The sequence below is a fragment of the Gardnerella sp. c10Ua_244 genome, from assembly GCF_055818055.1.
Window position 1 is genome coordinate 499989 of sequence record NZ_JARFVS010000002.1, and the last position, 25263, is coordinate 525251.

General features: G+C 43.8%; 9 protein-coding genes and 1 riboswitch. Of the genes, 2 read left to right on the forward strand and 7 right to left on the reverse strand.

Features of this window, described 5'->3' with window-relative positions; all coding sequences use genetic code 11:
* Position 1: 1 nt before the first annotated feature.
* Both P0108_RS05255 and P0108_RS05260 read right to left on the reverse strand, forming a co-directional pair.
* Positions 2 to 4621: a PD-(D/E)XK nuclease family protein gene (locus P0108_RS05255; RefSeq protein ID WP_473730831.1), complete on the reverse strand. Its 4620-nt coding sequence runs from the start codon at positions 4619 to 4621 to the stop codon at positions 2 to 4.
* Positions 4622 to 4664: 43 nt separating this feature from the next.
* Positions 4665 to 5462: a hypothetical protein gene (locus P0108_RS05260; protein ID WP_473730832.1), complete on the reverse strand. Its 798-nt coding sequence runs from the start codon at positions 5460 to 5462 to the stop codon at positions 4665 to 4667.
* A 332-nt stretch (positions 5463 to 5794) separates the two neighbouring features.
* Positions 5795 to 5904: riboswitch (TPP riboswitch) on the forward strand.
* Between P0108_RS05260 and thiM the strand changes: the two genes are divergently transcribed.
* Positions 5894 to 7471 (forward strand): hydroxyethylthiazole kinase, encoded by a 1578-nt coding sequence (gene thiM / locus P0108_RS05265; RefSeq protein ID WP_116431555.1) that lies wholly within the window; start codon positions 5894 to 5896, stop codon positions 7469 to 7471. Its footprint overlaps the riboswitch before it by 11 nt.
* 96 nt (positions 7472 to 7567) lie before the next feature.
* Here thiM and thiD read toward each other — a convergent pair whose 3' ends face one another.
* The 5 genes from thiD to P0108_RS05290 form a co-directional block, all read right to left on the reverse strand.
* Positions 7568 to 8488 (reverse strand): bifunctional hydroxymethylpyrimidine kinase/phosphomethylpyrimidine kinase, encoded by a 921-nt coding sequence (gene thiD, locus P0108_RS05270; protein ID WP_421782791.1) that lies wholly within the window; start codon positions 8486 to 8488, stop codon positions 7568 to 7570.
* A gap of 487 nt (positions 8489 to 8975) precedes the next feature.
* Positions 8976 to 18605 carry a hypothetical protein gene (locus P0108_RS05275; RefSeq protein WP_473730833.1) on the reverse strand — a complete coding sequence of 3210 codons (9630 nt, stop codon included), beginning with the start codon at positions 18603 to 18605 and terminating at the stop codon, positions 8976 to 8978.
* Between the two features lie 111 nt (positions 18606 to 18716).
* Positions 18717 to 19922 carry a class C sortase gene (locus P0108_RS05280; RefSeq protein ID WP_473730834.1) on the reverse strand — a complete coding sequence of 402 codons (1206 nt, stop codon included), beginning with the start codon at positions 19920 to 19922 and terminating at the stop codon, positions 18717 to 18719.
* 717 nt (positions 19923 to 20639) lie between these two features.
* Complete coding sequence (locus tag P0108_RS05285; RefSeq protein WP_473730835.1) at positions 20640 to 22433, reverse strand: SpaH/EbpB family LPXTG-anchored major pilin; 1794 nt, start codon at positions 22431 to 22433, stop codon at positions 20640 to 20642.
* Between the two features lie 737 nt (positions 22434 to 23170).
* On the reverse strand, positions 23171 to 23470 hold the full coding sequence (locus tag P0108_RS05290) for a helix-turn-helix domain-containing protein (protein ID WP_231875263.1): 300 nt from the start codon (positions 23468 to 23470) through the stop codon (positions 23171 to 23173).
* A gap of 526 nt (positions 23471 to 23996) precedes the next feature.
* Here P0108_RS05290 and P0108_RS05295 point away from each other — a divergent pair.
* Complete coding sequence (locus tag P0108_RS05295) at positions 23997 to 25247, forward strand: hypothetical protein (protein WP_064621489.1); 1251 nt, start codon at positions 23997 to 23999, stop codon at positions 25245 to 25247.
* Positions 25248 to 25263: the final 16 nt, after the last annotated feature.

Sequence of the window (25263 nt, forward strand, 5' to 3'; positions counted from 1 at the left end):
ACTACAACACCTCATATACAGTGTCTATACAACCTGCGCATGCTGGGCATACTTGTTTTCCGTTGCAATACTTCAAGTGTTCAGAAGTTGGGTGCGCAATAATCTTATGCGAACGAACTGCCGCAGCAGCATAGCAAACGCGCGAAATCATAGTAAGAGACCATTTTGCGCTTTGATTTAATGATGTAAACGACTGCCAAGCGTTTTCGCTTACATTTTCTGGACAATTCTTCGCAATATCGTCAAGCTGCGGACAATCTAACAATCTTGCCATATTTTTGAATCCAACTCGTAACTCAAGCGGATTATTATTGAAAGCATTTTTTACGCAAAGCGGCGGCTGATACACGTTTTCAGCAACGTTATGATCTTGAGCAGGATAATCGTTCTTAGCAACGTGAAATAGAACACTTCGTGAAATAATCGGCGCATTCGACGCATCAATAAGCGGATTCTCATCAGAAAAAAGTAAAGCAAGCTGATAGCAAACTAGCTGCAAATCGTTAAAAACTCCGCTTGCTGTTAAAGGTTTTCCTGTTTTGTAGTCCAGTAAACGAATATGCTCAGAACCATCTGAATTGATGCGCTTTTCCATGCGATCAATTCGACCGTGAATATGCACTTGCATATCTTCACTTGCGCCATCCGGCCATCCCCCAACTAAAGCACCCATCAATTCGTAGCAGTCATGCGTAGTAACGGTTTGCAAACTTGCATTCTTAAAAGTATTGTTCAATACGCGAGTAATATCATTAAATCCAAAATGCGCGCTTGTTTGCAATTCGCAATATGCTTGTTGCAATCTGCCTATGCTGCTTTCTAAAGATTTTTCGCTTTTTGTAAGAGATTCTAATATGCCGTTTTCTGACTTTTTTGAGTTAAGCGCATATGTTGATTGATCGTAAGAAGTGACAAAATATTGCGCAATTGCATGTAACGCACGTTTAATATTCTTCTCACGCGCAAGAGCCGAATAATGCTCCTTACTATCTCGAATATCTGCAAGTTCAGGCGCAATACTTAAGTAATACTTTTCCATAAGATTTGCGATTGCGTTACTGCGGCGCACAAGCGGAGAGTAGGGAGAATAGTCGGCTAAATTATTCGCAACTTCGGCTGAATTATTCGCTGTTTCAGTTTCATCAACTTCAGTTTCAGGCATATCGTAATGTTGATTTTCGCTTGCCCATCTTGCAGTTTCGTGAATGAGCGTGCCAAAATACGTTGCTGCACTGCCGGGTTGAGGACCTAAAAGCTGACGATTTAGCAATCCGCACACAGGGCATGCCCACAAACTATCTACAGCTGAAGGAGACAAGCTTACAACAGAACTAGCTTTTTTAGCAGAGCCAGCTTTTTCATTATATTTTTCATTATTTTTTTCATTGTCTTTTTCAACAGAAGATTTCTCATCAACATAGTCATCGACATCGCTCATAAAATCCCACTCAAAAGGATCAGCGCAAAATACTCCATTTTCTTTAAGTAATTGCAACGTTTGAGCAGCGTCAATAATCGCATTTCTAAACTTACTATTCTCACTATTGGAACTATTTACAATATCGGGACTACTTGCATTACCTGCATTATCTGCATTACCTACACTATTTCCAAACTCTTCTTTCATAGAAGAAGCACGCAAAATTTGCGAACGAGCAGCACACACTAGTCCACGAGCATCCATATCTAAACCAGCAAAAGGCGTAGTAAATTCCGTAAAAGACGTGCGCGAATTTTCATTATTGTAGTATCTTTCAGGCAAATAATAATAAAGAAAGTCGCTTGGCACAGCACTATCGCTATATTGCGCGCTTATATACAAACGCTCTGTTGCGCGCGTAATAGCTAACAAAAAACTGCGCTGTTCCGAAGCAAAAACTGCAGATTTATCATTATTCGAAAGCAGTGACGCATTCACAGTCAATTTAGAAGCAGAAATCTTAGAATGTAAAATAATATTCGCTAAACTTTCTGCGCCAAACATAGTGCTACGAGAAGCAAGATTTGGCCACACACGTTGTTGCAAAGTAGGCATCCACACAAGATTCCAATGTTTTCCAACAGAACCAGCAGGAGTAGTAAGCGTTACAGCATCTGGAACAGGTGCTACTTTAGCAAGAGAATCAGCTTCAATTTCCATGCCACGAACTTGAGCTATAAAATCTGCAATACTTACAACATTTTCTTGTCTAAAAGTATCGTCAAACGTATTCATTGAAGAAATATCAGAAGAAACATATGAAGAAACATAATCAAAAAGACGCATTGCAGCATCCAAGCGATCGTTAGCTCGATAACCTTCCGAATTATGCTGTAAAGACATACGCTGCCAACGCTCAGCAACATGACAAATATTCCAAGCCTCACCAAGAGCGTATTGAGCATTACTCAAATCAGGATTATTGTGCATACGAGAAGCGAGAATTTGCACGTTTTTCCACAGTTTTACAAAAGCTGCAACGTGCGGATTTCGAGGAGCCATATTCTGCAATATTTGCAATACAGTAGAATCATCATCTATAGAACGTGCAACATCTGCTACACAAAGCAAATAGCACGCATCGAGAGATAATGGCATAAGATCATTTGAACTGCCATCAATACGACTATTATCAACCAAAATTTGAGATTCAACGTACGCTTTGCTTTGCGCATCATGAAGCGAATTTTGCAACAAATCCCAGTTATGAACAAGATTTTGCAAAGGAGCATTAGATTCAAAGCTCTTGTTCTTTTCACCATTTTGCTCAATTAAAACAGCCGAAAGAGAAGAAAGAGAACGCATAAGCGAATCTACAGAATATAACTTCGCAGGTATTTCAACGTCTAAATCACCGTAAAATCCAGAATCGCTCTTAGTAATCGAAGCAAGTGGACTATCCATAATATTCTGAACTCGCAAACGCACCCACGAAGCCAAATTTTGCAAACTTCTACCATGTTTTACTTGCTCAACAATTCCAGAAAAACCGTGCTGCGCAAATTGAGCAAGTTCAATAAGCGCAAATAAACCTTGCACAAACGGCTCATCTTTTAATGGGCGAGTCACTGACGAGTATCGCACAGGAACCCCAGAAGCGCGAAGCTGCTCGCCAAAAAGACGAACAGTAGAATTGTCGTGCGCAATTAACGCCATATCGCTCCACTTGCGCTTATTATTTACGTGAGATTGCTTCATTTGCCAAATAACAGCATCTAATTCCTCGCGCCGTGAACGATATAACGCTGTAAAAACAGTGTCGTCTGAATTGAGATTAGAATTTTGGAGGGTTTCTATAGGCTCAATCGGTAAGGACCCTACAAATTTTGGCATTTTCCAAGGGCGATTTGGTAGCGCAACATCTGTTTTATATTGCGAAGTAAGCGAAAGAGAAACGCGTGAAGCGAGCAATTCACGCATCGAAGGTGCTTGAGTATGATTTGCAAAAGTTGGATCTGCAGAATAATTTTTAGAAGAATCGGCAGAATCGTCGGAAGAATTTTCGCAAGAATCAGCAAGACCCGTATATTCTAAAGTTTGCTCAGCAGCATTCAACTCATCCAAAGCTGCAGAAATTGCATAATCCGGGTACGCTCCTCTAAACGATTGCACAGATTCATCCGGATTCGCAAGCAAAACTAAACGCGTGCCAATCTTCGACAAAGTCTCAATAAAACTCAAACCAGCCAAAGTAATATCTTGATAATCATCGACTACAAGAAGAGCTGGAATTTCAGAAGAATTTACTAAACCATGCTCTCCTAATTCGCGCGCAGATTTTGCACCCTCAACCAACAGTTGCGAAGCATCAAGTCGGAAAGAAGACTTATAAGTGTCGGCAATTATTTTTCGATATTCAGCACGCAAAGCAAACGCCAAACGCCATTGAGTTAATCTACGTTTAATAAGCACAGACGTTTGTAAAATATCACTATTATTGGCGTAAGATTGCTCGTCACTAAGAGCGCGAAGAACTGAATTTTCGCTTTCAAAATCGCTAATACCAAGCTCATCTAAACGAGCGAGCATATCGCGCAATTGATGCATAAAAGCGTTGTTAATATCGAATCTATCTGCCAAAAATTCTGGAGACGAAGAAGTTGATTGAGCAACCGGAGTTGCGGAAGGCGCAGAAGGCACTGAAGCGGCGGAAACTGCGCAAGTTAATGGAACAACCCATTGAGACGTTTCAAAATAATCCTTAAAAAGCGCGCATATATTGCAATCACCATTATCTCCACGCATAACATGCTCAATGTGTGCGCGCAAAACTTTACGAAGCAAAGAATCCTGCTCAGCACCATTTAGCAGCTTAGGTGAAGGATTATTCTTTGACTTACAGCAAGCAGAAATGATAGTAAAAGCCAAAGAAGCCAAAGTGCCAACTGGACGAGACTGCTTACTTACACCAATTTGGCGAATAATAATATTGTCAATTTTTGAAGCAAGAACACGATTTTGCACAGCCATCGCAGTAACATTATGCGACCAACGCTTATAGCCGGAAATTGCTGCGCGCACAGCAAACTGCGTTTTACCAGTATTCGGCGCACCATACACAAGCAACGTATTAGTCACATTGCCAGAAGAATTGCGTAACGTACCGTCAAATAATGCTTGTAATGCAGTATCCTCACTCATACGTTTAATTCTAGCAATTAGGCAATAGTGGCGCGCAACAATACTATTCTTTTAATATTGCACGAGCGCGAGCATCCTTAAGCGCAAGAAATACACTGCCGACACCAATAAAAATAAGAGTAAACACAATTAACAAATACGCAACTCCAACGCCCAAAGTAGTGGCATTAAAAGTTTGCGGTGCGAAGCCGAACCAGCCAGCAGGAGCGCCATAATTGAGGAAATTATAAGGCGCGCGCATTGCATGAACACCCCAACGAACACCAGCAAACTCGCTAAGCATAGCAGCATAAGCAACATAAGCAAGAGGCGGAACAGTAGAAACATACAAATGTGCGCGAGTAGAGCGGAAACGATAATCAAAAAGCACAAAATCAGCGATTGCAAGAAGCGGCGCAACTGCGTGAACGCAAAGGCTGCTGCATCCGTTATTCATGTAAGCGCCAACGAAACCAAGCTTATTGGTAGGTGCTAAGAAACACAGGTACAAAGTGAATGTGACAGCAATTGAGATAGTCATCATGAATTTGAAAATGTACCAAGCGTTGGATTTTGAGTCGAACCATGCGCAAGATGCTGCGGAATCTTGCTGCGCTGCTGAATCTACAGAATTACGAGCACGCATAAACGCAGCTGTATCAAGCAAAAGCGATCCAGCAAGAGTTACGCAAATCATCAGGTTAGAAAGATTCGTAAAATAAGTGAAGGTCATTAAGCCTTCCCACGAAGCAGCCATACCATAAACAGATGCGATGATTGCAATCGCACGTATTGCTGTGCGCGTCGCGTATTCGCGCGCTGTGAGCGGAGTCTTTTGTTCTAGCATGGAATCGTTTGCCATGTTATCTCGCTTTCGTAACTTCTATAATCTACTATTGTTTACTTATATTTATGTTTACACAGTTGCAAGCGAAAATATGTAGAAGAAGTTGCAAAAATGCGGCGCGATTTTTGTAGATTCCTGCAAGCGCTGCGAAACGTCGGGAATTTTCCAGCAAATGCTCCACGAAACTACCAACCAGAGACACGAACGCAGAACACAAACTGCACCAGCGTCCCAAAACAAACAAAATCAGACACTAGCGCAGAAACCCATCTGCATCAGTGTCCCAAAACAAGCAAAATCAGACACTCACGCAGAAGAAAGTAAGTCACGAACAAAAGATATAGTCGAAGGATGGTTCGGAGTGCGCATTTGCCGCAAAATCGCGGGCGGCGCTGAGATTACATCCGTAAAACCTGATCTAGATAGTGCTAGCGAAGGGAAACATTATGACAACATGCAACACTGAAAAAACAACTAACTGCAACGAAGCAAACGAATACTGCACAAGCTCAACAACGCAAGTCGACACATGCTTCTCTGTACGCGCACGCCGCCGCATGTTTCTTAACGACGTGCGTCAATGTATCGAACGCGTGCGCACACAGCAGCCACTCACCCATTGCATCACGAACGTAATCGTGCAAGACATTACAGCCAACGCACTACTCGCTGCAGGAGCGTCGCCGATTATGGTAACCGACCCAGAAGAAGCGCATGCACTTGCGCAAATTGCCACAGGCGTGCTCATAAACGTTGGCACATTCCATCAGCCAGAAACTTCCGAATACATGCGCGCAGCTGTTGAAGGATGCGAAAAAGCCGATACTCCGTGGGTGCTTGACCCGGTTGGAATCGGCGTTCCAGCACTTGCTCCACGCGCGCGCTTTATACACGAAATTATTAAGCACCACCCTACCGTAATTCGCGCAAACGCTTCCGAAATCATGGCGCTTGCAGGCAAAGAGAGCAACGGCAAAGGTGTGGATTCTCACGATAACGTGAACGATGCTCTTCAAGCCGCGCGCGAATTAGCAAAAAAGTACGGCTCAGTAGTGGCAATTTCTGGCGAAAAAGACGCGATTTACGCTCACGGTTGCTTAGCTCGCGTAACCGGCGGACATAAAACTATGACTAAAGTAGTTGGAACCGGTTGCGCTTTGGGAGCGTTGGTTGCAGCATACGTTGGCGCAAACCCGGAACGTCCGCTCGCAGCAACTGTTGCAGCACACGTGCACGCAGCAGCGGCTGGAACTTGGGCAGCTCGCCAAACCACAGCTCCCGGCACTTTCCGCACATTGTGGATGGATGCGCTTTCAACTCTTAGCGTAAACGACATGTTTAGTTTGACAAATATTGAGTTTACGGTGGAGCCTGTTGATTGGACACTGTATTTGGTAACGGATCCGCGCATGGGAAGTCGCCCGGAAGAAGAAGTTGCAGTAGAGTCAGTTGAAGGCGGAGTTACAGTTGTGCAATTGCGCGATAAGTATTCCGACGACGCTGAAATTTCAGCAAAGGCGAAGAAGTTGCGTCATGCGCTTATTGATTCTGAGCACGGCGATGTGCCTGTATTCATAGACGATCATGTTGATTGCGCAGCTCAGCTTGGTTTCAACTTGCACGTTGGGCAAAAGGATACGCCGTTTGTTGAGGCTCGAAAAGCGATGCCGGCAGAGTGGATGGTTGGGCTTTCTTGCGCTCGACCGGATTTGATGGAGAAAGCTTACCGCGAGTGCAAAGAAAATGACGTTCCGCTGCCGGATGTGATTGGCATTGGTGCAGCTTTTGAAACACATACGAAAGCGCACGACGTGCCGCCGCTGGGAGTTGACGGAGTGAACGAAGTGGCGAAAGTTGCGCACTCTATGGGCGTAAAAACGTTAGCAATTGGCGGAATTCACGAGAACACAGTGTTCCCTATTCGAGGTCTTGAACTTGACGGAGTTTGCACAGTGTCGGCGCTTATGTGCGCTGAGGATGCTGGGAAAGTTGCGCGTGAGCTTAAAAGCGTGATTACTGAGTAAAGCGAACACGCAAGCATGTCGTCAGCGCACACAAAATGCAATCTGCGCCAGTAACAAAAAAACGCAAATATACGTTACTAACGCAGCGCGCCAATATCACGCAGTTTGCTGCAAGATTCGCACGGAGTGGTTTACAGGTCCATGACCGCGCTCGCCGCCGCGCCCAACATGTAATTCACTTCCAGAAGCAATCGCTTCTCGAAGCCACGCCGTTGACCATTCAAGTGCGCAAAGTACAGTATCGTGATCGCTCAAATTCTTTTCCTCGCGCAAAGCAAGCCCAATTTTCGTAGCAAGTGCGGAAGAAAGCGAGCAGCCAGTTCCGTGAGTTGTGCTTGTTTCAACTCGTTCGCTTGGTACGTGCCGCGCGTCACCATCCGGGAAAACCGCAGTATTTCCAACGTCTTCGCCAGTTAAGTGCCCACCTTTTACGATTACAACAACGCTATTTTTTGCAGCCAACTTGCGCGCCTGGTTGCAAGCTTCCTCAAAGTTTTCCGCAACTCGCGATTCGCTCAAAGCAGCCAATTCCGGCACGTTTGGCGTCACTACATCAACGCAACTTATAAAGTTTCGCATCGCATTTTCAGCACTCGCCTCAAGCAAGCGCTTCCCGGAAGTTGATATCATCACCGGGTCTAGAACACTTACAGGAACCGGGTTATCGCACATCCAGTCTCGCATTGCTTCAATATATTCTGTGCATCCAAGCATGCCGATTTTTAGTGCGTCAACTGTAACGTCGTCGTACACGCATGAAAGTTGAGTGCGGAAAAAGCTTACTGGCGGCGTGAATACTTCGCGCACTTCGCACGTGTTTTGCGCAACCAAATTAGTTGGTATGCACATGCCATAACCGCCTGCCGCCATAATTGACTTGAGATCTGCCTGTATTCCGGCTCCACCTGTTGGGTCTGTGCCAGCTATGCTTAGCACGCGCGGAATGATTGGGTCTGATTGCTGCATAGGCGATTGCGCATGCTGCAAGTCATGCTGTTTGCTTGATACTAGCGTCATAACTTTTATTATATTGCGTCGCAGGCGAATATAGTTTCATGAGAAAGTATAGTTTATATTACATTTTGTTTAACGTGGCGCGAGTTTCGGGGGATTTCTCTCCTCGCACGTCCCGTCCTTCGTGCGCTCTGGCTGCTAAAAGAGTTTAGTGTGTTCGCCTATCTTTAAAGAATGTAGCTTCTCAGTCCTCTTTTAGTGCTCGTAGAGAAATCCCCCAAACTCTGCGTGCTTAATGTTTAATAACCGTGCCTTATCGCAGAGATTTTTCGATTTTTCTTCTTCACTCGGTGAATCAGCAGCCTGCGGCTCTGACGTTCACCTCGTTCAGTGCGAAAAATCTCAAATCTCTACCACACTAATATCCACGCGACTGAATAACGCGCAATTAAGATGTATATAACCTATTGCGTCGCAGGCAAATATGTTTCGCGGGTGAGTTTGGACTTACGCAAACGCTATAAGTCCAAACTCATACGCATTTTACGCGTCAGCGTCGAAGCCACTTGAACTTGAACTTTGACTTGAGTTTGAAGAACGGCTTGCCGCTTCGAAGCACTTCTGCAGAAGCGTCGCAATGCTTGCTGTCAGTGAGTGCGCCGAATCCGTGACCACTAAGAACCGACCCAAGCCATCCGCGCCTACCGAACGCACCGGATGCCAAGAACAACGCCAACAGCACGCCAAATATGAAGCTGAACCATATTGCAGCTTGACCGCCGCTGTAAGGCAGAGCAACCGGACGAACCAAGTAACCAAAGCTGAAGTATCCGACTAAGTGGCCTCTGTTACCATTATCACCAAAGCCGTCGCTTTCATTGCTGGACTTATCTTTTGCGTGTCCATACAAAGCGTACTCAACTCCGTCACCGTCAGTCTTTAACTTCTTGAACGCCGCAGTATCCACGGAGCCATCTTTGCCCATTATTGACTTGCAGCTGTCAAAATCAGTTGCGCCGCCAGCCTTCTTGACTTTGCATGCAACCAGGCTAAAGTTGCTGAGATCACCGAAACTGTCGTAATCGTCGTGGACATCCGCAAACAGAGTCTTTCCACTCTCCTTGCTTTGAGACTTCGAAACTTTTCCGTCCTTGTATTCTACAGGATTACCCTTAACCGTGAGCTTAGCGTAGTCCTTCTCCTCCATCGTTACAACGTAAGGATTATTAGCATCCGCGTGACCACTGAGAAGCGATCCTGCAGTTGCAGCAAAAGTTGGCTTAACGTTATCAACAGGCACCAGGTACACAGGCATTACGAATTCGTAGTTGGCATCGTTATTCCAGCCGCCTTCTTTGCCTCGCGTTTTATGAGTATCACCAACCCAGCTATCGCCATATGTCATAATAACCGACAAACCATTATCTGGATTCTTAAGAACCTTATGACCAATTAAGTCAGATCCAATATTGCCAGACCTACCCCATGCGCCAACACCAGCGAAGTCGGTAAGCGAAAGACCAGTATTACTACTTTCAGACGTTACGCCAGAGCTATTAGGAATAGAATATCCACCGCCGGTACCGCCCTTTGAAATCATATCTATGACGTTTACATACCAAGTTTCTTCTTCAGCAGCAGCACCATTGTCGTTATCAGCGCCGTTAGCAGCACCGTTAGCACCAGACCTATGGTCTTCAGACGGATTATACGTATAGAAGTGCGTATTCCAATCAAAGCTGAAGCCGTTTCGACCTTTCTCACCATCAACTTTATCGCTACCTCTTACTTCTGGCAGCAAGGATGGCTGACAATCAGCAAACGCCCATTGACTTCCATCAACATAGTTTCCACACTCGTTTGCTGGGTGCAGAGTACTGTTACGCTTAAGCTTCAACACATATTGCAAATCATTAAGCGTAAAGTTGCGCTTAGTTGAAGCATTATACAGATACAGAAGAGACTTCTTATCTTTCGAAAGAACGAATCCTGGATCATACGAACGCCCAGCTACGCGCAGAGCCTTACTATTATCTTTAGTTTCTTCGAAGCTGGTAGGCGCATCAGCTAAGTAGTCTGCAGCACCCTTACTATCGCCACCATGCTCACTATCTACGTTTTCAGGCGCGCGCAATCGCACAAATCGCGTAATCTTATTTTCTCGCGGATTTGGCACAAGCACGCGACTTCTCCAGCCTCGAGTCATAACAGCTACGTCTTGTATATTCCCTACTTGGCGGCCACTATAGGTAGGCGGATTCAAAGGCTTATGCTCATCGTCCATAGCACTATAGTCATACTTCCTAAAAGTCACCATAGTTTTACCAGGCTCAAGCCTTGGATCCTCATTCGTAACGATTTCGCTATCGTTTTGAAGCCAAATTCCCTTCTTTGGTTCGCCCGCAAAGTTGTTTTCACTGTGCAAATCCATTCGTATTGCGCGCTCCTCGTGACCGCTTAGCAGCATTGGGTGTATTTGCACTATTTGACGCTTCATAGTAACACCGAAGTACACACAGTCGGACGGCTTCTTCAAACCAGACCAGTTGTCTGCGCTCCAGTAATCCGGACGGCATACTTCGCTAGGCTTTTCTTTTGCGTAAGCCATTGGCAGCACGTCAAGAGTATCTTCTGAACTAGCGTCGTCTTTGTAAGAGTTTTTACCTTTTGCAGTGCGACCTTTTGCAGCACGCGTATTTCCGCTGTTTCTGCTATTTCCGCCGCTTCGATTACTTCCACCGCTTCTTGCAGTCTTATTTCCGTCTCTATTAAGCGAATCATCGGAAAGATCTTCAGGGCTTCTAACACCAGGCATATACGTCCATGGACCAACTTCAAGACGACTGCGTGCTCGAACCACGCTTCCTGGAGCTAAGAAACCACTAGGGAATGTTATAACAGCATTACCATCATTATCGTGATTAAGCGTTACTTCATTCGGCTTGAAAGTACCAGCGCATACACTCCACGATCCATTCCAGCATACGGAAATTGTTTTACCAATGCTGGTTTCCAAGTTAGTCTCATTTGAGTTTGCAGCAGAGCCAAAAAGACCATTACTAGTAACAGGTTTCTCAAGCTCTGAAGCAGGGTGATAGTAAACTACCATTCTTTTAGCTCCATAGCCTGATTTAACGACAACTTTATAATCGCGGTTTTGTGAAGAACCATCTTTGCTGAGCCAGTCATCATACTTTGCAAATTCATTGCTTTTACCATCGTACGCAACAACAGATGGTTTCACCATGTCTGTCCACGTAGCCTTAAAGCATCCAACAACAGTTTTTGCACTTTGCTTTCCAGCACTATCCGTAGTTTCAGCATACATTGTAAATACAGTTTGCTTATTTACACTTGGATTTTCTAAATCTGTGCTTCTGTATTTTTCAACAAACCTTCTAAGCAAATGTTTATTTGTAACGCCGTTACTAACAAACTTCACCATCGGACTAGAAGTTTTACCACTAGAATCCTGAATATTATTCGCTTGAATATACACATTCAGATTATTAACCAGCACTTTACTGTTTATACTATTCGGGCACAAAGTGACGTATTGCTTATTAAATATACCGCCATGTTTCCACTCTCTTGTGCATTTGCCAGATTCGTAAGCATTGAAATCATCGTCTAGTTTTAGTGCTGCAGGTAAATTAATCGTTGCATTATCAGCCTCATACCAAGCTTTATTACCTGCATAAATTTTCTTATCAAGAGTAATAACATCATCATCAACTGTATTGCAGTTATTCACATCGCCGTTAAGCATGCATCTTCCGTGAATATCCCACGGCTTACCGTCCCACTCCTGATAACTCTTCGCACTAATCGTCGGCTTCTCATTATCAACCGGCATAAACCACACGTTTATCACGTTCGTTGTGTTATCTGGCGTCTTACCAGGCTCACGAAGCAGAAGATCGTTCGTAACCTGACCATTATTCACATAAAGTTGCGCATGCATAAACGGCCTGTTATTTGCGTATCCCTCAGGCTTCGAAGTACCCTCACCGTACGCGTCATAGTCGTTCATAGTGTCAACATCAATATTCTTAGTTATAATGTCGCCAATATTTTCGCCGTCTGCTTGACCGTTCAAATCTTCACCGCCAGGCATCAGGAAGTCCTTGTGAATAGCATATTCACTAACATACTTATCTTCGCCAGCATGCTGACTACCCTTATTTTCAATAAGCTTATCTGTAATATGTACTTCACTTCCGTTTTTCATATTTACAGAAGCATTGTAAGAGAATGAAGAAGAATCCATAATAAATTCTTTAGGCGTGTACTTCACTAAATTAAGCTTATTTCGCCACTGACACTTACCTTCTTGCGCAACACCGTTATGAGCAGCAATAGACGCAGCGCATGTATTGTCACGCACAGCGTAACCTAATCCACCAGCAACAGCCATAGGGTACGAACCATTCCATGCATCAAATTGCTTATTATCCGCCGCACTCATAGGAGTTAGCGAAGGCTGCGGCTTACTTTCTTCTTCTTGCTTATTGATATTCGGCGTACCTTTTACAAGCTTTAGCACATCCTGAAGGTTTAACGCCTTACCATTGCCGCCCTTACGGTATGAGTTTATGTTCCACTTGTACACAAAGTATTGCGTGCCAAACTTCTGATTTCCATGCAAGCCGTTTTGCAGCCCGTCAAATCCAGGATCGTTTCGCCCGTCAACACTCTTCTTGCTGTTATCTACTAATCCCCACGTATAGTCCTTACGCATATCAACGAAGCGCGTCACCTTATGCTCAATCGGGTTAAGCGTAGTCTCGTCATCAGCTTCCAACTTTTGGAAAGAAAGAGTCTTTATAGCGTACAGCATTTCGCTAAGTTTATGTTTCTCATCTAGCTTGCCAATACCAGTAACGCCATCTAAGCACAGCTTCCACTGCCAATCCGTCTTCGACTCGCATGAATATTGAGGCTTATCGTCACCATAAGCATACTTTGCTTGAGTAGTTTTCGGCTTAAAGCCACTGTCGTACTGGTCGTAAGTATCGTACTTCTTTTGCCCTTTAACGCCAATTTCTTCCTTGCGGTAACCGAAAATTCGCTCGTTACGCTTATCGTGTCTCATCCAAGAAAGCATTGCCACGATTTCGTTATTATTAAGCTCAAACGGGTTCACTTGCACTAAGCCGTTTGGCCACGCAATATCGAGCGGAAGCGGGTCAGATTCTTCGTAATCCTGAAGATTGCCTGGCTCCATAAGCTTCCAAAGTTTATCTTGACGCCAATCTGGATTATTTTCCGGCACAGAGTAAGTGTCTACGTAAATTCTCGAACCAATTTCTGCAAAGTATTCCGGAATCGTAATATTTCCAGTTACAGGATCAAAAGTAATTTCGCACCTGTCGCCGCCGTTAGCAGTGCAACCCTTGATATGATCTCCAAGCTTTGCTGTAAGAATGCGCTTACTAAATTCTTTACGCCAATCATCGTTACTTTTCGCAGTTTTTTTAGCAGAACGATCTTCTCCTTCAGCATCTCGATCCTGACCCTTAGATTCTTCTGACTTAGCATCTTCAGAATCCTTGACGTTCTTAGAGTCCTTGCTATCGTTACTGACTTTATTATCTTTGCTTGCGCTACCGTTTTCTGCAGTATTAGCAGAATCACTCTGCTTGTTACCATCACTTACTTCAGGTTTTTGTACTTCAGATTTCTGAGTATTCGCATTCTTAGAAGAATCACCTTCGTTTAGCACAGCAAATCTTACTTTACTGCGCTTTCCAGGAGCATTGCGCTTTTTAGAATTCTTCTTAGAACTATTCTTAGCTGTCTTATTCTTAGAATTCTTCTTAGTATCCTTCTTGGTTGCTTTTGAAATCTTCAAGGAAGCAGGCTTGTTGCTAGTTTGAGGCTTATTAGCTTGCTCATCCTGCTGATTTTGGGTAGAGTTCTCCCTTGGTTTGGCATTATCAGTTTTTTCGCTATCAGCTTTAGCTTTATTGTCAACTTTCGCCTTACCGTCAGCCGCCTTACCGTCAGCCGACTTGCCGTCAGCTGCCTTGTCATCAACTGCATCTCTGTCCTCTAAAGCAGCTCTATCCTCAGCAGCTCTAGACCCATCCGGGCTTGCAGCATCATTATTGTGATTAAAAGTATTAACCTGATGCCAAAGATCAGTCTTCTTATTACCGTCTCGCTGAATAACAATGCCGTAGCAACTGCCATCATTTGGACACAGCTTATCGTAGTTATGATCCTTCCTAGGCTTTTCCTTACCGCGCGCCCAAATCCTAACCATAATCGAGCGCACGCGCTTATCTTCATCCCAAGGATTCACTCGCCCAACATAATGTCCATTCGGCTTCTTATCCCACCAAACGTTTGGCAAACCATAGCCAGGAGATACAATAATCAGCTTAATTTTCTTTATTACGGAATTACCTGCAGCATCCCAACCGTGGAATATCAAATCATGCACACCGTGATTTCTATTCTGATCGCCCACTAATACTGTAGGAGAACCATCATCTTTAGAATTTTTGCTGTTAGTAACCCAGCCAACTTGATCCGTCTTACTATCAGATTCACCATTTTTATGAATGAATTGATCGTAGCTTATTGTAGTAAAATCGCCGCAACCGCGAGTATCGCAATCGTTCTTTTTGTCACGCGGAGTGGTAATCATATCGAAATCATTGCGCACAACAACTTTTTTACTATCAAAGAATCTCTTATTTTTATCGTTAGTAAAGTAGTCGGTAGCTTCCTGCGGCTTTACGCCAAGCAAAATCCTCTTATCGTCATGACCTTTAACCCAGAACTTAATTTTGCTATTGACAGGAATCTTCAAACCATCAGCTGGAGCATCAACAGGATTTCCATTATTCACGCTCACTTTTACATCCAACGTTGGCTTCTCGTAATCAACATACGGGAATACAACAGGTATAACAGTAGTCGAGTTATCCCAGAACGTAATCTTTACGTACTTTACAAACACGTAATTTGGCAAAACTTTAGGATTCTTGCCATCTTGCAGCTGAGCACTATACTTGTTGCGCATCCAAGTTCTGTAAATACGCTTGATTTTAGCCAAGACTTTGTCTTGCAAGTCTTTCTTTACAGGATCTCCAGGCTTCAACTCCTTACCGTCATCGCCCGTCTTAGGAGCATCTTTTACAAACCAAACATTACGCTTAGTAGCATTTTGCGCTTTAGGCCAGCATTCAGGCATGCTGTCTTCACGATCCTCACCCATAGCTGCACGATCGTTGTTTGCAGCGGAATTATCGTCACTATCTATGGATCTAAATGAAATAGAAGACCTAGATTGACCGGTAATTTTATCCTTGTACTCATCAAGAATCTTAGAGTGTCCGCAAGGATTTACAACGCTAACAATAGGCACTTTAGCAGCAACGCTTAAATCAGCATCCTGAAGAGTGTTCGAGCGAGACTCATCACCCCACTTATTCGTCCACTCAGCTTTATAAACAGCAAGATTCTTAAGCGGAGTATTAGAATCTCCATCCGGATTATTAGTCAAATAGTTAGCGTCAAGCGGATAATCGTTTGTCTTAGAGCCCTTCTTCTGCTTTATGGAACCATACCTATGCCTTGAACCATACTCATCTTTATTAACAGGCGGGAACAAGTTAGGATCGAAAGCCATTACCTGCCTATACAAATCAGAACGCTTGCCAACAAAATTCACAAACCCAGCATTATTATCACGATTATCAATAATAAGAGGATTAGGAAGCGGCTGATCGTAAGAATAATACTTAGGAGTCTTGTTATTTTCGTCATATTCCTCAGTTTGCAAAGGCTTAAACACGTCTGCTTGCGTAATAACCCTATACCACAAATCCTGAGTTTCACTCATATGATACGTTCTATCGTTATATCTAAGCTCAAGCTTATGCCTACCAGGCTCTGAATCCTTCGTATTATGGTCGTTCATACCAGGATTACGGAACCACTGATTACCTCGAGCATAGCCGTTATTCGGGGAATAATAATCAGGCAATAAGCGTATATCTTGGTTCTCGTTCATAAGATATGAAGTTCCCAAAGGCTGATTTACTATTCCAAGCAACACACTAGAGAATGAAATATGCCTGTGCTCAAGATAATTACCACTGTCACTGTTGTACGGACCCAAACCAGTACCCTTAAGGAAGTGGTATCTAGGAGCCTGAATATCCATAATTCGCGGCGCACCATACCACTGCTGATGCATTACAGTGTACATGTAGAAGTTAGCGTCACGACCAAAATTAGTCATGGAATATTTACTGGCTTTAGTAACACCAAACGGGTCAGTAGCACCATAAAAACCTTGGCTCTTTCTCTTACCATAGTAAGATCCTGCAGCGTAGAAGAATGAAAAGTTTTCGCAACCCGTGCCATCACCCACGTTATTAGAAGAGCAATATGAGTTGTTTTTAGTCGTAGAAGTTGTAGTAGTGAAGTGAATCTTATACGTATAAGCAATCTCGCCAGACTTAATATTGTTCACAAAACTAAATACGCGCTGCGTGTCATCTTTTATAGATCTATAAAGATTTTGCACGAGAGCAACATAAGCAGGACTATAGCCTCTGTTATAGCTTCCTTCAACTTTAGGAACAACTTTAAGATCGCCTTCATCCAAAGCACCATAGCTACTGGATCTAATGCAGTCCAAACCTTGACCATCACGGCACCAACCAATAGCGTCAGAACTACCCAAATCCTCAGTTGTTACAGCATCCGGAAGGATCCTAGAATAATTGCCATTCTTACTGTCGTCAGTGCCGCGCATCTTATTCCAAGCTGCGACTAAGTCATCTCCAGAATCAAAATCGTTACCGTCAGTTTTAATGCTGCATAAACCGTTAGGATTATCCCACGAGAATGAGCAGGTTTCGCGAGGAGGATTATTATTGCCTTGATTCTTCTTATACAAAGCAGTAGCTTCCCTGCCACTGTAAAGAACACGCTGAATATACTGCCTTCCGCCTTCGCTACCCTTGTCTAGAATCTGACCTTTTGGAATCGTAAAGTAATCAAGAGCAGCACCAGCGCCTTGAGTACGGCCGCCAGCGTTAAAAATAATATCCCACACGAAGCCACCACCGGAAAGCTTAGGGGTGCGCTTTACAAACACGAAATCTGCAGTATCATCTATAGGCAAGTTAATTCTGTCGACGCCGGAACCCTTATGGTTAAAGGCCATGTTGCGTAAACGGCCCATAATAAAAGTGCCCTTAGGATACGGAGTAAAGTAAGTTGCGCCGTAATGATCCGTGCCAGAAGGATCTTCAGGTACAGAACCGTTTTCGTAGTGGCCGCGAGGTCTCGTTGCTGCACTAGCAAATTGGTCGCTAGATTCCAAGTTGTATCCAAGGCTATTAACATCCAAATCGTGACCGTTCGTAGCGCGCAAACCAGCACCATCGCCGTCAGTAGTAATGCATGCGCCTAAAGCGTAATCCTTGTTACATCCAGGGCGATACACTTCGTAAGATTCACGAGCTGAGTAATTCTTAGCGTCGCGGTTTTGCGCTTTTGCTCTTTCTTCTTCTGCAGCGCGCTCAAAAAGTGACTTTGGTTGAGATCCGAACGGAGAACCAAATGGAGAATCAAATTGAGAACCAAATGGAGAAGCAAACGGAGAAGCAAACGGCACGCCTGCGCCAGAGCCTGCAGAAGGATTAAAAGATTGAGAGTAATTCCCTGAATCTACAGATCCTTGTGAATTGTCGAAACTCTGTAACGCAGAAGACTGAGATGATGCAGATAAGTCTGGATTAGAGTCTGGATTATTAGAATTAGAGTTAGAATCAGACTTTGGATCAGACTTTGTGGAATTATTTGCGGAATTATTAGCACTATCCAAAGCAACTGCGGTTTCAGCAGTAATGCAAATAGGTAGCAACATTGCTACCGAAAGAGAGCAAACAAGAACAGTTTTAAGAGCAGTGGCAAAAGAGCTACTGAACGCACGATATGCAAAAACAGACTCGCGTTTAGATGAGCGTTTATTCACGCAATTAGCTATACGATCATCCAAACGATTAGACACACGACTAGCTAAACGCTCAACCGCGCTCTTAGCCACACGGTACATATTCTGAGTCGTACGTTTAGCTACACGAGTTGCGCATTGAGTCAATTGACCTATACGAACAAGAACGTTTAGCATAATCGTCCAAATACTCTTCATTGTTTCCACCTGTTTTGCATTGTTTTAAACTGCTTTGCGTCGCCCCCACGGCACCACAAGTTTGTTATTAAGTTTTTCTATTAAGTTTTGTTATTGCCTATAAGCAATCGCTCATAAACCAAGGATGCTTATAAGCCAGTCGAAAGTCTTTTCGCCGTGACCACTCCGCTTGCGTTTCTTGCGCAAACTAGACTTTTTGACTTTCGGCCGTTTTTTCGGACGATTTTTAATCGCCTTAGCTTCCTCACGCGCAAGATCTTCTCTGCGTACAGCGCTATCTTTCGCGCTACTTAACTCTCTATCTTCTTCGCTACTTGCAGCACTACTTGCAGCACTACTTGCAGCACTACTTGACTCGCTATCTTTCGCACTATCTTTCGCACTATCTTTCGCACTATCTTTCGCACTATCTTCTTCGTCTTCCTTCTTTTTCTTCTTAACCGGCAGACCAGCCCACCAAACGTAGCCGCCCACAACGCACAAGCTACCAAAGCAGCCCAAAACCCACCACGGGAATCGCGGAACATCCGGCTTCTTGCCACGAAGCGCCTTATCCGCCGCAGGCGTTGGCACAACTCGCTCACCAGTCACCAAAATGCGCTGCGTGTTAATGCCGAGCGGCGTGCAAGTAATAAGTGTCACCAAATCCTTGCCAGGAACAGCTGCAATCTTCTTCGTCTCATCAGGGTTCACAACGATTTTGTCAACTACCTTGTAGGTGAGAATCTCGTCGAAAACCTCAATTGTAAAAGTGTCACCTTTTCCAACTTCGTCCAGCCTTGTGAACATTTCCGCACTTGCCAAACCTCGATGCCCCGTAATCACAGAGCGCGTGCCCTTGCCGCCAACAGGAAGCGAAGTTCCACGCAAATGACCAAGACCTTTCAGAAGAGTGGCATCTTCTGTGCCGTGATACACAGGCAAATCAAGATCAATTTTTTTGATTCGCAAACGAGCCATCAACCCGTCGTCGTTCACTTTCAACTGATCCCAATAATCCTGACTCGCATCGGAAGTAACTCCGCGAGAAGTCGGTATGTTAGTATTTGCTTCGTAAATAGCACCCGACGAAAGCTGACTGTTATACTCACGAGCGCGGCGGAGCTGCTCATGCGGAGCAGGAACAGCATGAGTTATAAGCTTCGCGTACTCAGCAGCAACTTCCGACATGTGGTATTGGCTTAGCCACATGGCGGCGTGCGGATAAATAAGCGACGCAAACGACGCAAGCAACAGCAAAGCAGGGACTATGCAAGACTTAGAGAAGTGCCAGTTTTGGGCTTTGTTGCGCGAGTTTGAGTGGTTTTCTTTTCTCACGACTTTGTTTTCGACATTCTTGAGTTTTGGCTATGAATTTTGGCTGGCGTTTGGCTGGCGGATTTCTTTGTAGGGTTGCGAGTGGTGGGGTTGCTTGTCTCGCAGCACTCCGCTCTTATACCTTATTTGGACTTAGCGGTTGCGTAGTTAAGTTTAGTTTTTTACTTACTTTTTCTGCAGAAATAGTATTCGTCAACGAGATTATTACTATCGTTCCGCTTTTATATTGCTCGACCAAGCAACACTCACCCCTCACTACTAGTAAAACCGCTAGTGTTCTTTGGTGTGGTAGGAGTGCCTGGTGTGACGCACGCAGCAGCGCTAATGCTAGTGTTCGCTGATCAACAGGAATCAGCATCTGCAGAGCATTAATGCTAAAGTTCACTAAGCAACAAATAGTCACCGTTAGCAAAGCATTGGCGCAAAGCTACAAAACCACTTTTCGCAGAAGCATTGGTTCAAAGCTTCAGACGCAACGTTTGCAAAGCACTGATGCAAAGCTTCGGAAACATTTGCTGAGGAATTTCCGGCGTTTGTTGTCGTTTTTGCGTTGTTTGGGAACATTTGCCGGAGAATTTCTTACGTTTGCGCTACACCTGACCGCGCAGCTAATCAGCTCAAACCGGTTGCACAGCTTGTTTCGAAACCAAACTGTGCAACCGGCAGAGCAAATCAACTGGAACAATCGTCCAAGCAACTCAACCAGCCGAGCGAGTTTTACTCTTGCTCCTGCTCCTTGCGACGCTTCATCACAACGTAGAAGAGCGTGCCAGCGATGCCAACAATGCCGCAAACTGTCAAAATCACCAAGCCGCGAGCACCAGTCATAGGCAAGTTGGCAAGAATCTTGTCGAGTTCGGTTGCCTGGGAGTTGACAATCTCGTGAGCGTTGTCATTATTAAGACCTGCTGCTGCCTGTTCTTTGGTTTCTACTTTAACCTCGTAGCAAGTTGGGGTTTCATTCAGTTTGAAGCCAGCAGGAGCCTTGGTCTCAACAACGCAGTAAATCTTGGAAGCAACATCGTTAGTACCAATGAACAAGTTTGCAGTGGTTACACCATTATCATCAGTTGCTTTAAGCTTGATAGCGTTGGCATCGTTTGTACCTTTATCAAGCTTTCCATCGATAGTTTCCTTAGTTACATTTTTACCTGAAACATCGGTAAACTTTGTACCTTCTTTAACTGGGTAAACAGTGAACTCTGCACCCTTTAATGGCTTCTTGCCCTTATCTTTATCAGCAGCATCATTAACCTTGGTGATCTTCAAAGTAGCAAAATGCGAAGTACCGTGAGGGTTCTTATCGCACTTCTTCGGATCTTCCTTAGTTGGAACACATGGATGCTCCGGATCACCGTTATCACCAATCTTGCTGTCATCAATCCAGCCGTTAATCGAGTTGGTAACGTTCTTGGTATCCTTAGCGACCTTCGTCTTTAAAGTAACTTTCAGAACATAAGTACTTCTACTGAAATCTTCAGAGAGCGTCTTCAGCCTAGAGTCAGAAAGACTAAACGTTACTTTTTTCTTATCGGTACCAGTCTCAACCTTGTAGTCAGTATTTTCGGTAAGAGATACATCACTTGCTGTAGAACCAGTCGCTTTCCCTTTCTTAACAAGCTTAACTTCAGCTAAGCTATCATACGTCAAACCTTCAGGAAGAGAATCGACGAATCCAATCTTCTTATAAGCTTTATTGTCAGAAGGAGGAGTCAAAGGCATAGAAATATCCCATGGGATAATAGCGTCTCCATCATCAGTATAAAGCTTGGTTGGAGTCTTTGGCGTCTTACGAGCAACGTCGTCACTGGTGTCGTTCTTTGGATACACATTGACGTCGTACAACCATTCCCATGTATTTGCAGTCTTGTGAGGCAAAGGCGTTGTAATGAAGAATGGATCAACCTTACCGGTAACAGTTACAGGCTTCCACACTCCCTGAGCATCCTTAATTTGAGCACCCTTTGTGTCAGATTCTTCAACGTAGTAAAGCGATTCGGCAAGCTTATCAAACTTTGTGGAACCATCTTCACCAGTTATTTGTTTTTTGCAATCAGTACCGACCGTTACGAATTTAGCATTATCACCTTTGAGGAATGAAGCTGCATTCTTCGTAGCAGAAGAAGGGTCAAGCTCCTGGATGTCTTTGATTTTCTTCCAGCCTTCAGCTGTAGACAAATCAATCTTCTTGGCACCAGTATCTTTGCCTTCCTTAAGAGTGACCTTGCAAACTTTGAACTCAACACCCTTAACTGGCTTCTTATCCTTAACAAGATTACTCTGATTAGATCCATCAGATCTAGTATCAGTTGCAGGACTTTGGTACTTGTGAATGGTTATAGAAGTACCATTGTCTTTTTTAGTATCATCGATGTTTCCAACATTTGCACCATCTTTACCCTGTTCACTATTCGCCCACGCGATGGATCCAGCGATGCAGCAGGTACCGAGCGTGCAGGAGACAGCTACGAGTGCCACGGCGCGTTTTAACTTTGAAGTCTGTAGACGCATATTTCCTCTCTTCAATAAGTAAACTAATCGTCTTACATCTTTATTTAGGCTCAACAGCAGGTTACAAGCTAAACAAAAGGTTATGACATACTGACAATTGTGTCGTTATGACATACTGACAATTGCATTGACGACAGCATCAGTGCAAACACACAGATGCGAACGCAGAAATACAACTGCAAACTTTCATCATTTAGCTATTTTTCGCAAATTGCGCGATAACGCTCAACCGTGAGTACATATAATATTAATCGATATTTAAACGAAAAATGAGATGTAGTATAACACAGTCAAATGTTTATGTTTCTGAGCATCTACCCCCCCCCCGGTACAAAAATCGTTGAAAAACAACGCATTTGAGGGGTGTCAAATAACCAGCTCTTTTTGTTTTTTGCGTTTTTTATTTTTTCTCAAAACTCAAACCATCGGCGTGTCGCATTGACTCGCTTTTCGCTTAAGCGTAGCGCGAAAAGCGACCCAATGCGGTAGCGCTTGCTTATTGCGTAAAGCCCAGTGGGCTTTCAACGCAAGCGAGGTCTGCCTTCGTCAACAAAGACGAAGGCAGGGCAGGCTAGTGTGGCTGTGCTTTAGAAATTATGCTGGGCTTTTCACGCAAGCGCGCACACGATTGTGCTTTCTTTATATTCCTAACGAAAAGTCAACCTGTCGGAATTTCCAACAAGTTCGTTTGGAAAGTACAAGGCAAGTTGAGCGCTAAATCGCAGCGCTAAAACACGTCAACGCGCATTCGGCACAAACTCAATCCTGCAAGTCGCATTCAAAGCATTTGCAATACGATTCAAAAGCGCAATAGTCGGATTCCTCGAACCATTTTCCAACCTGCTAATATCAGACTGACTTATACCCGTCTTCTCCGACAGCTCAGCCTGAGTCAAACCAGCCTTTTTTCTCGCCATCACAAGCGACATAGTCAAGTCTCTTTCCGGCTGAAGCGCATCATACTCTTTCTTGAACTCGGGATCCTTCATAAGCTCGTCCGTGAGTTCATGCAAATCATTTATTCGCGTTTCCTGCACTGCGTGCGCTCCCTGCACTGCGCGCATTCGCCGCAACTCTTGCTTTTCCTACAACTCTTGCTTTTTCACTGTAAAAAATCACATCAAACAATTCCCCAACCCCCTGTTTATGTTATATATAGCATAATAGTATATGCGCGTCTTGTCAAAACAAGCAACCAGAGACCCGCGCGCAGAAACAGTACAGTCAAGTCCACAAACACGAGGAAGAATGCGCACAATTGTGGACTTACACACGCTCCAAGTCCACAAACACGGGATAAAGTGCGCGCTTTTGGGGACATACACCCCACCTAAGTCCACAAACTCGCGCAACTTCACACGCACCTAAACGCATCATGCTTCTTTATCAACAAGATATAATTTTGTCAAATCAAATAGAAAAATGTGCGTATAAAAAATAACTTTTATCCACATTTCTAAAGATATATTGCAACTTGAATCATATAAAAATAGCATCATCAGCATGAAAGATTGTAAAACGTTATCAGGCATTTTGGAATCAGAAAATCAAGGCTCATGCTTTATGGCATCGTGTACTCAATCGCGCAAAATTCTGCGCAAACAATTAAAATCCGGCTATCTCGTTGAACCGTACTACGGATTGTACGCAAGGCGCGCACATTGGGAAAACTTATGGTACATAGATAAAGTGCGACACATAGCTATTACTCTCGCTAAAAAAATAAAAATAAAATCTTGGAAATATACCGGAGAATCTGGCGCAGCACTACTAGGACTAGACATAGTTGAAGAATACAAAAATCAATCAAAACAAATAAACATATACGTGTCATGTCCATATCCAAACAAAACTGCTGAATCAACAAATGAGAAAGCTGTAAGAAAGATAGAAAAACGGCAGCTTAAACGCGTCCACCTTCCAGACATTATTGAAGACGAGAATGGAATTAGGCTCGAAGAAAATCATAAGAAGCACGATGACACTCAATCGTCAGCTTCTAACGAAGCTAATAAAGATACGAATGACACTATAAAAATCCTAAAAACTTCAACATTCGGGCACATTAAAACGCCAGAAGAAAGCGCAATTGATCATGCCGCTAGTATCTACAACATTCTATTTGTTGAAGCATGGACCAAACCATTTAGAATTGCTCTGCCAACCTTTGACTCGGCATGCCGAAAAGGCTTTGATCTTGAGAAAATTCACAAAACTTGTTGCGAATTTTACGAATTTGCGCGCTATCAACAAGATGCTCAACCATTCTATAATCATCAGTATTTTGAAAAATCTCAAAACCCTTATTTTGCAAACATTGACGACACTGATATTTTTGCACGACTGCGGCTTCTTTGTAATTTTGCGTCACCAAAAAGCGAAAACGCTGGGGAATCTCTGGCAAGAGCCGCAATGCTTGAATTGGGCTTTATTAAACCTTATTTACAATATGAATTCCAAAATAACAATAATCCAGACTGGCCACTGCGCGCCGATTTTGCATGGAAGGTTAATGAGAGTCTTATAGTTGGAGAATTAGATGGAACAGATAAGTATTTAATTGGATGCGGAAAAAATTTAAATTGCGATATTAATCACAACTCTTCTGATAATTTTATTGATGGTGATTTTGGCAGCGCAAACAGAGCACTTAAATACGATCGTAATGCTGTGAAACGAGAACGCAACAGAGAACGAATTATTTACGAATGTGGAGCAAGTAAGATTGTGCGCTTCGATTTTGCAGATGTTGTAGATTCTAGAAAGCTTGAGAAAAAACTGTTATCTGCAGGTGTTCCAAAAGTGCATGTGTGAAAAAGGTGGACAATGC

Coding starts and splice junctions, on each gene's coding strand:
- P0108_RS05255 (WP_473730831.1), bottom strand. CDS start 4,621: ATGAGTGAGGATACTGCATTACAAGCATTATTTGACGGTACGTTACGC.
- P0108_RS05260 (WP_473730832.1), bottom strand. CDS start 5,462: ATGGCAAACGATTCCATGCTAGAACAAAAGACTCCGCTCACAGCGCGC.
- thiM (WP_116431555.1), top strand. CDS start 5,894: ATGACAACATGCAACACTGAAAAAACAACTAACTGCAACGAAGCAAAC.
- thiD (WP_421782791.1), bottom strand. CDS start 8,488: ATGACGCTAGTATCAAGCAAACAGCATGACTTGCAGCATGCGCAATCG.
- P0108_RS05275 (WP_473730833.1), bottom strand. CDS start 18,605: ATGAAGAGTATTTGGACGATTATGCTAAACGTTCTTGTTCGTATAGGT.
- P0108_RS05285 (WP_473730835.1), bottom strand. CDS start 22,433: ATGCGTCTACAGACTTCAAAGTTAAAACGCGCCGTGGCACTCGTAGCT.
- P0108_RS05295 (WP_064621489.1), top strand. CDS start 23,997: ATGGCATCGTGTACTCAATCGCGCAAAATTCTGCGCAAACAATTAAAA.